We start from the raw sequence: 13,415 nt of genomic DNA on the forward strand, positions 1-13,415 counted from the left end.
ATCTTCGTTCTGTCCCGTGCGCGGGGCGGGAATCCACGGCGCATATCGCGCCATGACAACTGAGGTTGGGGGGAAACGGGCCGGACCGCCGTCCCAAGCCCCCCCGCCCTCCCGAACCCCTGGGGCATAGCCGCCCCACGGAAATGGAGGCATCCATGACTGCCAAGCAGGACCACGCGGAGCCCCGCGTCAAGGCTCGCTACCACCAGGAGGTGGTGTCGAAGCTCAAGGAGGAGTTCGCCTTCTCCTCCGCCATGCAGGTGCCCCGCCTGCAGAAGATCGTCATCAACATGGGCGTCGGCGACGCCATCCAGAACATCAAGGTCCTGGACGTGGCTGTTGACGAGCTGACCGCCATCGCCGGCCAGAAGGCCGTCGTGCGCAAGGCCAAGAAGAGCGTCGCCCAGTTCAAGCTGCGCGCCGGCATGCCCATCGCCTGCATGGTGACCCTGCGCGGTCCCCGCATGTGGGAGTTCTTCGACCGCCTGGTGACCCTGTCCCTTCCCCGCGTCCGCGACTTCCGCGGCGTGCCCACCAAGTCCTTCGACGGCCGCGGCAACTACACGCTGGGCCTCAAGGACCAGTTGATCTTCCAGGAGATCGACTACTCCAAGGTGGACAAGATGAAGGGCATGAACATCACCTTCGTGACCACCGCCAAGAACGACGCCGAAGCGCGGGCCCTGCTGGCCCACCTCGGTATGCCCTTCCGCAAATAGGCTAAGGAGATCATACCGATGGCCAAGATTTCCAAAATCGTCAAGGATTCGCGCAAGCCGAAGTTCTCGACCCAGCACCGCAACCGCTGCAAGTGCTGCGGCCGGCCCCGGGGCTTCATGCGCAAGTTTGAACTCTGCCGTCTGTGCTTCCGCAAGTTCGCCCTCAACGGCGAGCTGCCGGGCGTCCAGAAGTCCAGCTGGTAAGGAGAGGGGACCATGCATACCGATCCCATCGCTGACTACCTCACCCGCATCCGCAACGGCATCATGGCCGGTCACGATGCCGTGGTGGTGCCCGCCTCCAAGATCAAGGCCGGCCTCTGCGGCATCCTGAAGCAGGAGGGCTACATCCATTCCTTCAAGCAGGTGGAGCACGAGGGCCGCGCGTACCTCATCCTCAACCTCAAGTACGTGAAGGACAAGGAGAACGTGATCCACGGCCTGCGCCGCGTGTCCCGTCCCGGCCTGCGCATCTACTCCGGCGCGCAGGAGATCCCCGAAGTCCATGGCGGCCTCGGCATCGCGATCCTGTCCACCCCGAAGGGTCTCCTGACGGGCAAGGACGCCAAGAAGCAGAACGTCGGCGGCGAAGTCCTCGCCCACGTCTGGTAACCCATCCTGAAACGGGCGGCATCCCCGCCCTCATCTAAGGAATCAACCATGTCTCGAATCGGAAAGAAGCCCGTGACGCTGCCCAAGGGCGTGAAGGTCACAGTCACCGGGTCCGAGGCCGTCGTCGAGGGCGCCAAGGGCAAGCTCACTTGCCCGATCCCCGCCGGGATCACCCTCGAAGTTCAGGCCGACTCCGTGAACCTCACCCGCGTCAACGATGAGCCCCAGACCCGTGCCTACCACGGCCTGACCCGCGCCCTGCTCGGCAACGCCGTCACCGGTGTGACCGAGGGCTGGAAGAAGGAGCTGGACATCGTCGGCGTCGGCTACAAGGCCGCCATGGACGGCGCCAAGCTCAACCTCGAGCTCGGCTACAGCCATCCCATCAAGTACGAGGCTCCCGCGGGCATCCAGATGGCCGTCGAGAAGGCCACCCACATCGTCGTGACCGGCATCGACCGGCAGCTGGTGGGCCAGGTCGCCGCCGACATCCGGAAGTTCCGCAAGCCCGAGCCCTACAAGGGCAAGGGCGTCATGTACACCGGCGAAGTCATCCGCCGCAAGGCCGGCAAGACCGGGAAGTAAGGGGAACCCATGGCGAACGATATCAACATTCGGCGTGACAAGACCAAGGCCCGCATCCGCGGCCGCGTGAGCGGCACGCCCGAGCGGCCCCGCCTCACCATCTACAAGAGCCTGAAGCGCATCTACGTGCAGGCGGTGGACGACAGCAAGGGCATCACCCTGGCCTCCGCCAGCAGCCTCGAGAAGGACCTGCGCGAGAAGCTCAAGAACGGCGCCAACATCGAGGCCGCCAAGGCCGTCGGCGCCAGCATCGCCGCCCGGCTGAAGGAGAAGGGCATCACCGCAGTGGTGTTCGACCGGAACGGTTACGTCTATCACGGCCGCGTCAAGGCGCTGGCTGACAGCGCCCGCGAAGCCGGGCTCCAGTTCTAGGGGATCACCATGGCGACTGCAGAGCTCAAGGACAACAAGGAAACCCGCAACAACCCCGAAGCCGGGGAATTCAAGGACCAGGTCATCTACGTGGGCCGCGTCACCAAGGTGGTGAAGGGGGGCAAGAACTTCTCCTTCTCCGCGCTGGTGGTCGTGGGCGACGGCAACGGCAAGGTCGGCTTCGGTCTCGGCAAGGCCCTGGAAGTGCCCTCCGCCATCAAGAAGGGCATCGAGAGCGCCAAGCGCAACATGATCAAGGTCCCCCTCACCTCGAACGGCAGCCTGCCGCACCCGGTGACCGGGATCTTCGGCTCCGGCAGCGTGCTGCTGAAGCCGGCCCCCGAGGGCACCGGCATCATCGCCGGCGCCGCGGTGCGCGCCATCATGGAGGCCGCCGGCGTCCACAACGTGCTGACGAAGAGCCTGGGCTCCTCCAACCCCCACAACGTGGTGCGTGCCACGTTCGAAGGGCTGAAGGACCTCATGGATCCCTACACGGTCCTGACCAACCGGGGCCTGGACCAGGCGGAGGTTTAACATGTCGCAGTTCATCGGCAAGCAGGTGGTGCTGACCCTCAAGCGCTCCATCATCTGCACCACTCCCAAGCACCGGGCCTTCATGCAGACCCTCGGTCTGAAGCGCCCCGGCGATACCCGCGAATGCGAATACACCCCCAACGTCCACGGGATGGTCAAGCTCGTCCCGCATCTCATCGACGTTCAGGTGAAGGGGTAGGTCATGAAGCTCAACGAACTCAAGCCCGCTGAGGGCGCCACCAAGACCCGCAAGCGCCTGGGCCGCGGCAAGGGCTCAGGCCTCGGCAAGACCTCCGGCCGCGGCGAGAAGGGCCAGAAGTCCCGGTCCGGCTACCGCAGCAAGCGCGGTTTCGAGGGCGGCCAGATGCCACTCGTCCGCCGTCTGCCCAAGCGCGGATTCACCAACATCTTCGCTCCCGAGACCAAGGAGATCACCCTCAGCCTCATCTCCATCCACTTCAAGGATGGCGAGACGGTCTGCCTGGATGCCCTCCGGGACAAGAAGCTCGTCAACTCCCGCGTCGAGAAGATCGTGGTGCTGGCCAGCGGCGAGCTCACCGCCAAGGTGAACGTCGTCGCCGATCGCATCACCAAGGGCGCCCGTGAAGCCATCCTGGCCAAGGGTGGCACGATCCAGGAGCCCTGCGCGAAGTCTGCCGAGTAACGGCCGATGAACCGCCTCAAGAACCTCTTCGCAATCCCGGAGCTGCGCAAGCGGCTCCTCTTCACCCTCATCCTCCTGGCCATCTACCGCCTGGGGGTGCACGTCAGCGTGCCGGGGGTGAACGCCGAGAACCTGGCTGCCGCGCTCAAGCGCGGCGGCGGCGGGCTCTTCGACGTTGTCGACCTGTTCTCCGGTGGTGCGTTCAAGAAGTTCTCGGTCTTCGCCCTCGGCATCGCCCCCTACATCACGGCCAGCATCGTGCTGCAGCTGATGGGGGCCGTGGTGCCCTACCTGGAGAACCTCCAGAAGAAGGAAGGCGAGGCCGGCCGGCAGAAGATCACCCAGTGGACCCGCTACCTCACCGTGGCCCTGGCCTTCATCCAGGGCATGGGCATCGCCTCCCTGGCCCAGAGCCAGAACGCACCCGGCCTCGAGGTGGTGACCAACGCCATCTCGCCGACGGCCTTCCGGTTCCTGGCGGCCTTCACGCTGTCCGTGGGCACGATCTTCGTCATGTGGATCGGCGAGCAGATCACCGAACGCGGCATCGGCAACGGCATCAGCCTGCTGATCTTCGCCGGCATCGTGGCGGGCCTGCCCCAGGCCCTCACCACCCTGTCGGTGATGATCACCCAGTCCCTGAAGAACGCGCCGAACGTCCCGCCCCCGGGCATCTTCATCCTGCTCATCGGCGCCATGACCGTGGTGCTGCTGGCCGTGGTGCTGGTGGAGAACGCCTACCGGCGCATCCCCATCCACTACGCCCGCCGGGCCGACTCGGCCGGCATGTCCAGCCAGCGCAGCAGCTACATGCCCCTGAAGGTGAACACCGCCGGCGTGATGCCCGTCATCTTCGCCAGCTCCGTCATCTTCTTCCCCGCCACCATCGCCCAGTTCACCCGCTGGGAGTGGCTGGCCAAGGCGGCCGCCTACCTCAGCCCCCAGACCCACTTCTGGATCTACACGCCGGTCTTCGTGGGGGTGACGGTCTTCTTCTCCTTCTTCTACACCAGCATCGTCTTCAATCCCGATGAGACCGCCGAGAACATGAAGCGGTCCGGGGGCTACATCCCCGGCATCCGCCCCGGCAAGGAGACCAGCGTCTTCATGGACAGCATCCTGTCCAAGCTGACCTTCGTGGGCGCCATCTACCTGGCCCTGGTCTCCATCGTGCCCCTGCTCATCACCAACAACATCCAGGGCCTCAACTTCTACTTCGGCGGCACCAGCCTGCTGATCGTGGTGGGCGTGGCCATGGACAGCGCGGCCCAGCTGGAAAGCCTGCTGGTCATGCGCCGCTACGACGGATTCCTGGAGAAGGGCCGCATCCGCGGCCGTTCCACCCGCAGGGGTGAGGCATGAGTCTGACCGCGAACATCCTCCTCGGGGCCCCGGGCTCCGGGAAGGGCACCCAGGCCAAGCGCCTGGTGGAAACATTCTCTTTGACTCACCTCTCAACCGGTGACATTCTGAGAGATGCCGTCTCGAAAGGGACGGAGATCGGCCTGAGGGCGAAAGCCATCATGGCCGAGGGAAAACTGGTGGACGACGACACCGTCAATGGCCTTGTCTTCGCGCGGCTGCTGGACGAGACCTCCGATGTGCTGTTCGACGGCTACCCACGCACCCTTCAGCAAGCTCAAGCCCTGGAAGACTTCCTCTCCTCCAAGGGCATGAAGACGGGTCACGTGGTGCTGGTCGATGTCCCCCAGGATGTGCTGGAAGCCCGCGTGGTGGGCCGGCGCGTCTGCAGCAACAACGCCTGCGGCGCCATCTACCACCTGGAATCCAAGCCTCCCAAGCAGGCCGGTGTCTGCGATGTGTGCGGAAGTCCCCTGAAGCACCGTTCCGACGACACCGCAGAAGCCTTCCGGAGCCGGATGGGCGAGTTCCACTCGACCTTCCAGCCGCTCCTGGGTTTCTACAAGCATCGGCCGACCTTCCGGAGCGTGGATGGCAATCGCGCCCCGGAGCTGGTGTTTGAATCGCTGCGTCACGTCTTCGGAGAACGCGCTTGAGCAAAGAAGAAGCCATTGAGCTCGAAGCCACAGTGGTCGAGGCCTTGCCCAACGCGGTATTCCGGGTCGAACTGGAAAACAAGCACCAGGTGCTGGCGCACATCAGCGGGAAGATGCGCAAGAACTTCATCCGCATCCTCCCCGGCGACAGGGTCCTCGTCGAGGTCACCCCTTACGACCTGACCCGCGGCCGCATCATCTACCGATTCAAGTAACCGAAACGAGAGGAAACCATGAAAGTCCGGCCCTCCATCAAGAAGCTCTGCGAGCACTGCAAAGTGGTGCGCCGCGAAGGCATCAACCGGGTCATCTGCAAGAAGAACCCGAAGCACAAGCAGCGTCAGGGTTAAGGAGACACGATGGCACGCATCGCTGGCATTGATCTGCCCATCGGAAAGCGCATCGAGATCGCGCTCACCTACATTTACGGCATCGGCCGGGCCAAGGCTCACAGCATCCTGACCCGCGCGAAGGTCGACTTCGGCACCAAGGTGCGCGACCTGACCGAAGACGAGGTCGGCCGCATCCGCCGCGTCATCACCGCCGAGGAGACTGTGGAGGGCGACCTCCGCAAGAACATCGCCCTCGACATCAAGCGGCTCATGGACATCGGCTGCTACCGCGGCCTGCGCCACCGGAAGGGTCTACCCGTCCGTGGTCAGCGCACGCACACCAACGCCCGCACCCGCAAGGGCAAGCGGCGCACCGTGGCCGGCAAGAAGAAGTAAGGCGAGGAGACCATGGCCAAGACTCAGACCCGGACCGCCGGCAAGAAGGTGGTCAAGAAGAAGGAAAAGAAGAACGTCCCCCACGGCGTGGCTCACGTCCAGGCGTCCTTCAACAACACCATCATCTCCATCTCCGATCCGATGGGGAACATGCTCTGCTGGGCTTCCAGCGGCAACCAGAACTTCCGCGGCACCCGCAAGGGCACGCCCTTCGCAGCCCAGGTGGCCGCCGGCGTCTGCGCCGAGGCCGCCAAGGAGCAGGGCGTCCGCTCGGTGGACGTCCGCGTCAAGGGCCCCGGTGCGGGCCGTGAGAGCGCCATCCGCGCCCTCAACGCCGCCGGCATCCAGGTGACCAGCATCCGCGACGTCACCCCCATCCCCCACAACGGCTGCCGGCCGCCCAAGCGGCGCCGGGTTTAAGAGAGGAGGAGAGACATGGCACGTTACACAGACGCCGTTTGCCGCCTCTGCCGCCGCGAGGGCATGAAGCTTTATCTCAAGGGCGAGCGCTGCTTCAAGGAGAAGTGCTCCTTCGAGACCCGCAAGGGCAAGATCCCCGGCCAGCACGGCGCGGGGAAGATCAAGAAGCCCACCGGCTACGCCCTGCAGCTCCGCGAGAAGCAGAAGGTGAAGCGCATCTACGGTGTGCTCGAAAAGCAGTTCCGCCACTACTTCGAGAAGGCCGACGCCAAGAAGGGCGTCACCGGCCACAACCTGCTCGGGTTCCTCGAGAGCCGCCTGGACAACGTGGTCTACCGCCTGGGCTTCGCGCCCAGCCGCACCGCCGCGCGCCAGATGGTCATGCACGGCCACGTGCTGGTCAACGGCAAGCGGGTGGACATCCCCTCCTTCCAGGTCAAGCCTGGCCAGGCGGTGGAGCTGGGCAAGCGCGCCCGCGAGAACGACGGCGTCAAGACCTCCGTCGAAACCTCCACCGGCCGTGGCATTCCCAAGTGGCTTTCCCTGGACGCCGCCGCCTTCAAGGGCCAGGTGCTCGCCGCGCCGACCCGCGAGGACATCACCCTGGACATCAACGAGCAGCTGATCGTTGAACTGTATTCCAAGTAAGGGGGCAGGATGCTGAACCTCAGCGATTTCCAGAGGCCGCGATTCGCGGAGGTGACCCCCGGGTCCCTCACGGACTCCTACGGAGAATTCGTGGCCTACCCCTTCGAGCGTGGTTTCGCCACGACCGTGGGGCACAGCCTCCGCCGGGTGCTGCTCAGCAGCATCCAGGGGGCGGCTGTCACCAACGTCCGCATCAAGGGCGTCATGCACGAGTTCACCACCCTTCCGGGCGTCTGGGAGGACATCACCCATGTCCTCCTGAACCTCAAGGAAGTGCCGTTCAAGCTGCACAGCCCCGAGCCCCAGACGGTGACCATCTCCGCCAAGGGCGAGGGCACGGTGACCTCGGCCGCCATCCGCTGCAACCAGAACGTGGAGGTCGTGGATCCCAACATCCACATCGCCACCCTGGGTGAAGAGGGCGAGCTGGAGATCGAGATGGTGGTGCGTCTGGGCCGCGGGTTCGTGACCGCGGACCACAACCACGACGAGAGCCTGGGCCTGGGTTTCATCCCCATGGATGCCAACCACAGCCCCATCATCCGTGTGAACTACATCGTCGAACCCGCTCGCGTGGGCCAGAGCACCGACTACGAGAAGCTCACGCTCCAGGTCTGGACCAACGGCGCCGTCAACCCCAAGGAAGCCGTGTCCGACGCGGCCCTCATCCTGCGCGACCACTTCCTCGTGTTCGCCCGCCAGGACGAGGACTTCACCGAGATGGAGATGGGGGCTGCGACCCTCGGAGCCGAAGCCGCCAACACCTGGCTGGGCAAGTCCGTCGAGGAGCTCGAGCTCTCCGTCCGCGCCAACAACTGCCTCCGCAACGCCAACATCACCACCATCGGCGAGCTGGTCCAGCGGACCGAGGCTGAACTGATGAAAACCAAGAACTTCGGCAAGAAGTCGCTCCAGGAGATCAAGGACGAGCTCGCTCGCATCGGCCTCTCCCTCGGCATGCGGCTCGAGCAGGAAGTGTAAGGAGCCCCCATGCGTCACAACGTTTCCGGCAAGCGCCTGGGCCGCACCACCAACCAGCGCAAGGCCCTCATGAAGAACCTCGCGACCGCCCTGATCCAGAGCGAGCGCATCGAGACCACCCTGGTGAAGGCCAAGGAGCTTCGCAGCTTCGTGGAACCCTTCATCACCCTCGCGAAGACCGATTCGGTCGCCAACCGCCGCCTGGCGATGGCCCGCCTCGGGAGCAAGGACGCCGTGCAGAAGCTCTTCGGCGCCGACTTCCGCAAGCGGTTCGAGAGCCGTCCCGGCGGCTACACCCGCATCCTCAAGATGGCCCATCGCCTCGGCGACGCGGCCGACATGGCCCTCATCGAGTTCGTGGACTACACCCTCCCCGAGCCGAAGGCCGAGGACGCCGAGTAGGATTCTGCCGCAGCCATGGGAACGCCCCGGCCCGCCGGGGCGTTCCCATGTACGGCCTCAGCCCACGGTCCAGGTGCCCTCGCCCTTGTCCTCGGGTTCGTCCTTGAAGTCGGCCCCCCGCAGCCGCCGGGCCCGCACCACCGTCACGGTGCAGGGCGCCTGCGCGGCGACCTGGCTGGACACGCTGCCGAGGAGCGTCCGCCGCAGGGAGCTGGCGCGGGCGCCGATGACCACGTGGTCCACGTGGTTGGCGTTCACGTACTGGAGGATGGCCCCCGCGGGGTCCGGCGACTGCAGGACGTGGAAGCTGATCCGCCCCTCTTCGAGGCCCAGGGGCTCCGCCCAGTGGCGCAGCTCCACGAGCCGCTGCAGGTGGCGGTTCCGGCCTTCGGCGTCCACCTGCTCGTCCAGGGTGATCCGCCCCAGCTTGAATACGTTCAGGCAGGCCACCCGCGCGCCGGGAAGGGCCGGGAGCATGTGGGCCACCATGCTGCGCAGGATGCCGGCGATGGGCGCCGCCTCCGGGGAGAGATCGACGGCCACGGCGAGAATCGGCGCATCGCCGTCGCTCCGGCTGGGCGTCTTCCCCCCGGGAAGCGCCAGCTCGCGATCGGCGAAGCGGCGCCGGAGCACGGTGGTGAAAGGGTCCTGCCGGAGCTTCTCCGAGCGCGCCGTGAGCTTCACCTGATCCGGATGGCGGAGGGCCAGGGCCAGGTGGGCCGCGGTGGGATACCGCCAGGCGGGGTGCACCTCCAGGCAGCGCAGGATGATTTCCTGGAGCCAGGGCGGGCAGTCCGGGCGGAGGCGGCGGGGCGGCACCGGATCGCGCCAGATCCGTCGCTTCAGGCCGGAGAGGCGCTGGGGGTCACCGAAGGGCCGCACCCCCGTGAGGAAGAAGTACAGGAGCACCCCCAGGGCGAACTGGTCGCTGCGAGGGTCGCGGCGCAGGCCGAGCACCTGCTCCGGGGCCATGTAGGGCGCCGTGCCGTAGGGAAGGCGGAACTCCTCGCCCATCAGGTCGGGCAGCTCCTCGTGGTGGGACAGCCCATAGTCGATGAGCACCATCTCCCCGGTGGGCCGCGTGAGGAGGTTGGAGGGCTTCACATCCAGGTGGACCACCCGCTGGCGATGCAGGTCGTCCAGCGCCGTGGCGATGCGGGCGCCCAGGGCCGCCACCTCCGGGCAGGCCAGGGGGAGCCGGGTCAGCATGGGCAGGAGGCTGGGACCGGGGATCCGCTCCATCACCAGGTAGGGCTGGAAGCCGGTGGACCCCGTGGCGATGAACCGGGGCACGTGCGGGCCCGATAGGCGGGGAAGGATCATCTGCTCCATCTCGAAACCGACGATGGCGGCGGGATCCGTGCCTTCCGAAAGCACGGGCGCCTTGACCAGCAGGGGGAAGTCGAACCCGGGATGGGACGCGGTCCAGAGCGAGGCCATGCCGCCCTGGTGGATCCGCTCCCCAACGAGGAAACCGTCGAGGTTGGTTCCGGGGGCGATGGCCGTCTGCGGCATGGTCAGAACCCTTTCCGGAGACGGGCTGCAAGGGCGCGCGGGAGGCCCGCTTGCAGGATGGAGGTCGCAGTGGCTTGGATATCGTAGGCCACCCGGAAATGGGTGAGCTCGGACGAGGCCGTGTCCAGCATGGCGTAGGCCGCCCCCGGATGGCCGTCGCGGGGCTGGCCCACCGAGCCGACCACGGTCAGCCAGCGGCGGTGGATCGGCAGGGGGATGGGCACGGCGGGGACGGGCTTGAAGGAGACCAGCTGGCCCGTGGCGGTGATGCCGTGCAGGGCGGGAACATGCGTGTGCCCGCAGAAGACCATCTGGGCCCGGCTGGCTTCCAGCGCCCGGCGTGCATCGCGGCCCTCGCGGATGTAGAGCCACGGGGGGTAGGTCTGCGGGCTGGCGTGCACGTAGAGGCGGGGGCCGTCCTCGAAGCGCAGGGGAAGGCTGGCCAGGAACTCCCGGGCCTCGCGGCCGAGCTGGCCGCGGGTCCAGGCCATGGCGGTCTCGGCGTCCGTGGTCATCGATTCCTGCTCATCGGCCACGGCCTGATCATGGTTGCCCGCCACCGCGATGGCGCCCCGGCTCACCTCGGCCTGGATGCGCTCCAGCACCTCGTTCGGCTGCGCACCGTAGCCCACGTAGTCGCCGAGAAAGACGAGCCGCTCCGCGCCGCGCGCCTGGGCGTGCTCCAGGCAGGCCTCCAGCGCGAGCCGGTTGGCATGGATATCCGCCAGAAGGGCGAGGCGCATGGGGGCATCCGGAAGGAATAGAGGGTCAGGAACCATGATAGGGGCTTGGACGCGTCAGAGTCCGGTTCTCTCGCCCCGCGGGTCCGTGCCGCGGCGCCGAGGTGCGGAGGCGCGGAATCTGACAACCCCTGTCGGCAGGGTCGCGACTGATGTCTTCCCCCGCACGCCGCGTGGTTTGAAGACGATCACAAGGTCACCTTAAGGCCGGACTTACGGCAAATTTTCCAGCCTAAAAAATATCGGTCTCCGGACATGGACTTGCTTGACCCGGAGGAAAGGAGTGCGTTAGCTAGTGGTCAGCCAACCCAATCCAACCTGTTCCGCGGGGCATGTCCACCGCGAACCCCATAACGATCCGTCGCTTTCGGGCCTGGAGCCATCCAGGCGTACTCAGACCACCATCCCGGCTCAGACCGGCCTCACGAAAGGGGATTTCGAAAGGTTCCGCACCTGAGCTGCCATCCGGCTCGACCACGAGAAGGACCACTGAACGCCCAGCTTCAACCGAAGGAACTTTCAAGGAGGCAACACAACATGGCAATCGCAACCGAGCAAATCGCCACCAAGACCCCGCTCACCAAGGAAGAACGCATGGTGATCGTCGCCTCATCCGTGGGGACGGTGTTCGAGTGGTACGACTTCTACCTCTACGCCACGCTGGCGCCGTTCTTCGCGCACCTCTTCTTCCCGAAGGGGAACGATACGGCCGCCCTGCTGTCCGCCTTCGCCGCCTACGCGGCGGGCTTCCTGGTCCGCCCCTTCGGCGCCCTGGTGTTCGGGCGCATCGGCGACCTGATCGGGCGGAAGTACACGTTCCTCGTGACCATCATGGTCATGGGCCTCTCCACCTTCGGCGTGGGCCTTCTGCCCACCTTCGAGACGGTGGGTTGGCTGGCGCCCATCATCATGGTCACGCTGCGCCTCCTGCAGGGCCTGGCCCTTGGCGGTGAGTACGGCGGCGCCGCAACCTACGTGGCGGAACACTCCGCCCACGACCGGCGCGGCTACAACACGAGCTGGATCCAGACCACGGCCACCGTGGGCTTCTTCCTCTGCCTCGGGGTCATCATGGCCTGCCGCGGCACCATGACCAAGGAAGCCTTCGCCAACTGGGGCTGGCGCATCCCCTTCCTCGTGTCCATCATCCTGCTCGGCGTGTCCGTCTGGATCCGCCTGAAGCTGCACGAGTCGCCGATCTTCACCAAGATGAAGGCGGAAGGCAAGACCTCCAAGGCCCCCCTCAGCGACAGCTTCCTGAAATACCCCAACAACAAGTACGCGCTGCTCGCCCTCCTCGGCGCCACCGCGGGCCAGGGTGTGGTGTGGTACACGGGCCAGTTCTACGCGCTCTTCTTCATGCAGATCACGCTGAAGCTGGACTACCAGACCACCTACATGCTCATCGGCGCGTCGCTGCTGCTCGGCACGCCCTTCTTCATCTTCTTCGGCTGGCTGTCGGACAAGATCGGCCGCCTGAAGATCATCCTGGCGGGCTGCCTCATCGCCGCCCTCACCTTCTTCCCCCTGTTCAAGCAGCTGACGCACTACGTGAACCCGGCCCTGGAGACCTTCCAGAACAGCACCGTGATCACGGTGGCCGGCAACCCCAAGGACGAGACCTTCAACCTCTTCGTCGGCCCCTGGAGCAAGTTCACAGAGCTGGACCGCGTGAACGACTTCTTCGGCAAGCAGGGCCTCAACTTCACCAAGGTGGCGCCTGAGGCCGGCAAGATGGTGGTCGCCACCATCCAGGGCAGGAACGCCACCACGGGCGAGGTCACCACCACCCGCGTGGAAGGCTGGAGCACAGCCTCGGAAGGCGCCCTCAAGAAGGCCCTGAACGACCTCGGCTATCCCAAGGAAGCCGACAAGTCCAAGGTCAACTACCCCATGACCCTCCTGATCCTGTTTGTCTTCCTCATCTACGTGACCATGGTCTACGGGCCCATCGCCGCCTTCCTGGTGGAGCTCTTCCCCACGAACATCCGCTACACCTCCATGTCGCTGCCCTACCACATCGGCAACGGCTGGTTCGGCGGCATGCTGCCCCTCATCGCCACGGCCATCGTGGCCCTGAAGGGCAACATCTACTTCGGGCTTTGGTATCCCGTCGTCGTGGCCCTCATGACCGTGGTGATCGGGGCCCTCTTCCTGAAGGAGACCAAGGACCGCGACATCACCACCTACCAGCATTGATCGGACTTCCCGGCGGCTGGGCCGTCGGGAAGGCAGAAGGGGTCGGGCGGAGGGGACTTCGCCCGACCCCACCTCTTGGGTTCTGGGCACCTGACTGGAGGCTCTACCCGAGGTAACGAGTGCTGGACAAGGGGCGGGGCGGGCCGGAGAATGATCGCCTCCTCCCCCCTTCCAGTGTCTTTCACAGCCTGACGGACCTGCGTGGAGATCCAGGCCTCCACCGGCATCCACACGCTCCTCCGCCAATTCCCGCCTTCATCTCACCCTCTGGCACG

General features: G+C 65.8%; 20 protein-coding genes. 18 read left to right on the forward strand and 2 right to left on the reverse strand.

The genetic code is table 11. The features are described from left to right. The first annotated feature begins 155 nt into the window (after positions 1 to 155). From rplE to rplQ, 17 genes are read left to right on the forward strand one after another with little or no spacing between them, the layout of a single operon-like run. Positions 156 to 719: a 50S ribosomal protein L5 gene (rplE, locus tag ML539_RS10930; protein WP_243323813.1), complete on the forward strand. Its 564-nt coding sequence runs from the start codon at positions 156 to 158 to the stop codon at positions 717 to 719. Between the two features lie 18 nt (positions 720 to 737). Further along, positions 738 to 923 (forward strand): type Z 30S ribosomal protein S14, encoded by a 186-nt coding sequence (locus ML539_RS10935; RefSeq protein ID WP_026852743.1) that lies wholly within the window; start codon positions 738 to 740, stop codon positions 921 to 923. A gap of 12 nt (positions 924 to 935) precedes the next feature. Then, positions 936 to 1,331 carry a 30S ribosomal protein S8 gene (gene rpsH, locus ML539_RS10940; RefSeq protein ID WP_243288432.1) on the forward strand — a complete coding sequence of 132 codons (396 nt, stop codon included), beginning with the start codon at positions 936 to 938 and terminating at the stop codon, positions 1,329 to 1,331. Positions 1,332 to 1,379: 48 nt separating this feature from the next. Next, complete coding sequence (gene rplF / locus ML539_RS10945; RefSeq protein WP_243288431.1) at positions 1,380 to 1,916, forward strand: 50S ribosomal protein L6; 537 nt, start codon at positions 1,380 to 1,382, stop codon at positions 1,914 to 1,916. Between the two features lie 9 nt (positions 1,917 to 1,925). Next, positions 1,926 to 2,288 carry a 50S ribosomal protein L18 gene (gene rplR, locus ML539_RS10950; RefSeq protein WP_243288430.1) on the forward strand — a complete coding sequence of 121 codons (363 nt, stop codon included), beginning with the start codon at positions 1,926 to 1,928 and terminating at the stop codon, positions 2,286 to 2,288. Positions 2,289 to 2,297: 9 nt separating this feature from the next. Then, positions 2,298 to 2,825 carry a 30S ribosomal protein S5 gene (gene rpsE / locus ML539_RS10955; RefSeq protein ID WP_243288429.1) on the forward strand — a complete coding sequence of 176 codons (528 nt, stop codon included), beginning with the start codon at positions 2,298 to 2,300 and terminating at the stop codon, positions 2,823 to 2,825. Between the two features lies 1 nt (position 2,826). Further along, complete coding sequence (gene rpmD, locus ML539_RS10960) at positions 2,827 to 3,024, forward strand: 50S ribosomal protein L30 (RefSeq protein ID WP_043483639.1); 198 nt, start codon at positions 2,827 to 2,829, stop codon at positions 3,022 to 3,024. A 3-nt stretch (positions 3,025 to 3,027) separates the two neighbouring features. Beyond that, on the forward strand, positions 3,028 to 3,489 hold the full coding sequence (rplO, locus tag ML539_RS10965; protein ID WP_243295504.1) for a 50S ribosomal protein L15: 462 nt from the start codon (positions 3,028 to 3,030) through the stop codon (positions 3,487 to 3,489). Positions 3,490 to 3,495: 6 nt separating this feature from the next. Further along, entirely contained in the window at positions 3,496 to 4,851 is a 1,356-nt protein-coding gene (gene secY / locus ML539_RS10970; RefSeq protein WP_243323815.1) for a preprotein translocase subunit SecY, read from the forward strand. Further along, on the forward strand, positions 4,848 to 5,507 hold the full coding sequence (locus ML539_RS10975; protein ID WP_243323817.1) for an adenylate kinase: 660 nt from the start codon (positions 4,848 to 4,850) through the stop codon (positions 5,505 to 5,507). Before secY ends, ML539_RS10975 begins: the two co-directional genes overlap by 4 nt. Beyond that, positions 5,504 to 5,722: a translation initiation factor IF-1 gene (gene infA, locus ML539_RS10980; RefSeq protein ID WP_026852734.1), complete on the forward strand. Its 219-nt coding sequence runs from the start codon at positions 5,504 to 5,506 to the stop codon at positions 5,720 to 5,722. Before ML539_RS10975 ends, infA begins: the two co-directional genes overlap by 4 nt. 18 nt (positions 5,723 to 5,740) lie before the next feature. Beyond that, the gene (gene rpmJ, locus ML539_RS10985; protein WP_026852733.1) at positions 5,741 to 5,857 is read left to right on the forward strand and encodes a 50S ribosomal protein L36; all 117 of its coding nucleotides are present in this window, start codon (positions 5,741 to 5,743) and stop codon (positions 5,855 to 5,857) included. Positions 5,858 to 5,866: 9 nt separating this feature from the next. Further along, the gene (gene rpsM, locus ML539_RS10990; protein WP_026852732.1) at positions 5,867 to 6,235 is read left to right on the forward strand and encodes a 30S ribosomal protein S13; all 369 of its coding nucleotides are present in this window, start codon (positions 5,867 to 5,869) and stop codon (positions 6,233 to 6,235) included. 12 nt (positions 6,236 to 6,247) lie between these two features. Then, positions 6,248 to 6,655 carry a 30S ribosomal protein S11 gene (gene rpsK / locus ML539_RS10995; RefSeq protein ID WP_026852731.1) on the forward strand — a complete coding sequence of 136 codons (408 nt, stop codon included), beginning with the start codon at positions 6,248 to 6,250 and terminating at the stop codon, positions 6,653 to 6,655. Between the two features lie 15 nt (positions 6,656 to 6,670). After that, positions 6,671 to 7,303, forward strand: a complete 633-nt coding sequence (gene rpsD, locus ML539_RS11000) for a 30S ribosomal protein S4 (protein WP_243323823.1) — start codon at positions 6,671 to 6,673, stop codon at positions 7,301 to 7,303. Between the two features lie 9 nt (positions 7,304 to 7,312). Further along, a complete protein-coding gene (locus tag ML539_RS11005; RefSeq protein WP_243288422.1) occupies positions 7,313 to 8,284 on the forward strand; it encodes a DNA-directed RNA polymerase subunit alpha in 972 nt (323 codons plus the stop codon). 9 nt (positions 8,285 to 8,293) lie between these two features. Further along, positions 8,294 to 8,686 carry a 50S ribosomal protein L17 gene (gene rplQ, locus ML539_RS11010; RefSeq protein WP_243288421.1) on the forward strand — a complete coding sequence of 131 codons (393 nt, stop codon included), beginning with the start codon at positions 8,294 to 8,296 and terminating at the stop codon, positions 8,684 to 8,686. Between the two features lie 57 nt (positions 8,687 to 8,743). Here the strand turns inward: rplQ and ML539_RS11015 are convergent, their stop codons facing one another. After that, positions 8,744 to 10,201, reverse strand: coding sequence for a bifunctional serine/threonine-protein kinase/universal stress protein (locus tag ML539_RS11015; RefSeq protein ID WP_243323830.1), 1,458 nt, complete (start codon positions 10,199 to 10,201; stop codon positions 8,744 to 8,746). A 2-nt stretch (positions 10,202 to 10,203) separates the two neighbouring features. After that, positions 10,204 to 10,944, reverse strand: a complete 741-nt coding sequence (locus ML539_RS11020; protein ID WP_243323831.1) for a metallophosphoesterase family protein — start codon at positions 10,942 to 10,944, stop codon at positions 10,204 to 10,206. Positions 10,945 to 11,478: 534 nt separating this feature from the next. On the opposite strand from ML539_RS11020, the gene ML539_RS11025 reads away from it, so the two are divergent. Then, a complete protein-coding gene (locus tag ML539_RS11025) occupies positions 11,479 to 13,140 on the forward strand; it encodes an MFS transporter (RefSeq protein ID WP_243323833.1) in 1,662 nt (553 codons plus the stop codon). Positions 13,141 to 13,415: the final 275 nt, after the last annotated feature.

The sequence above is a fragment of the Geothrix sp. SG200 genome (assembly GCF_022808935.1).
GTDB lineage: Bacteria > Acidobacteriota > Holophagae > Holophagales > Holophagaceae > Geothrix > Geothrix alkalitolerans.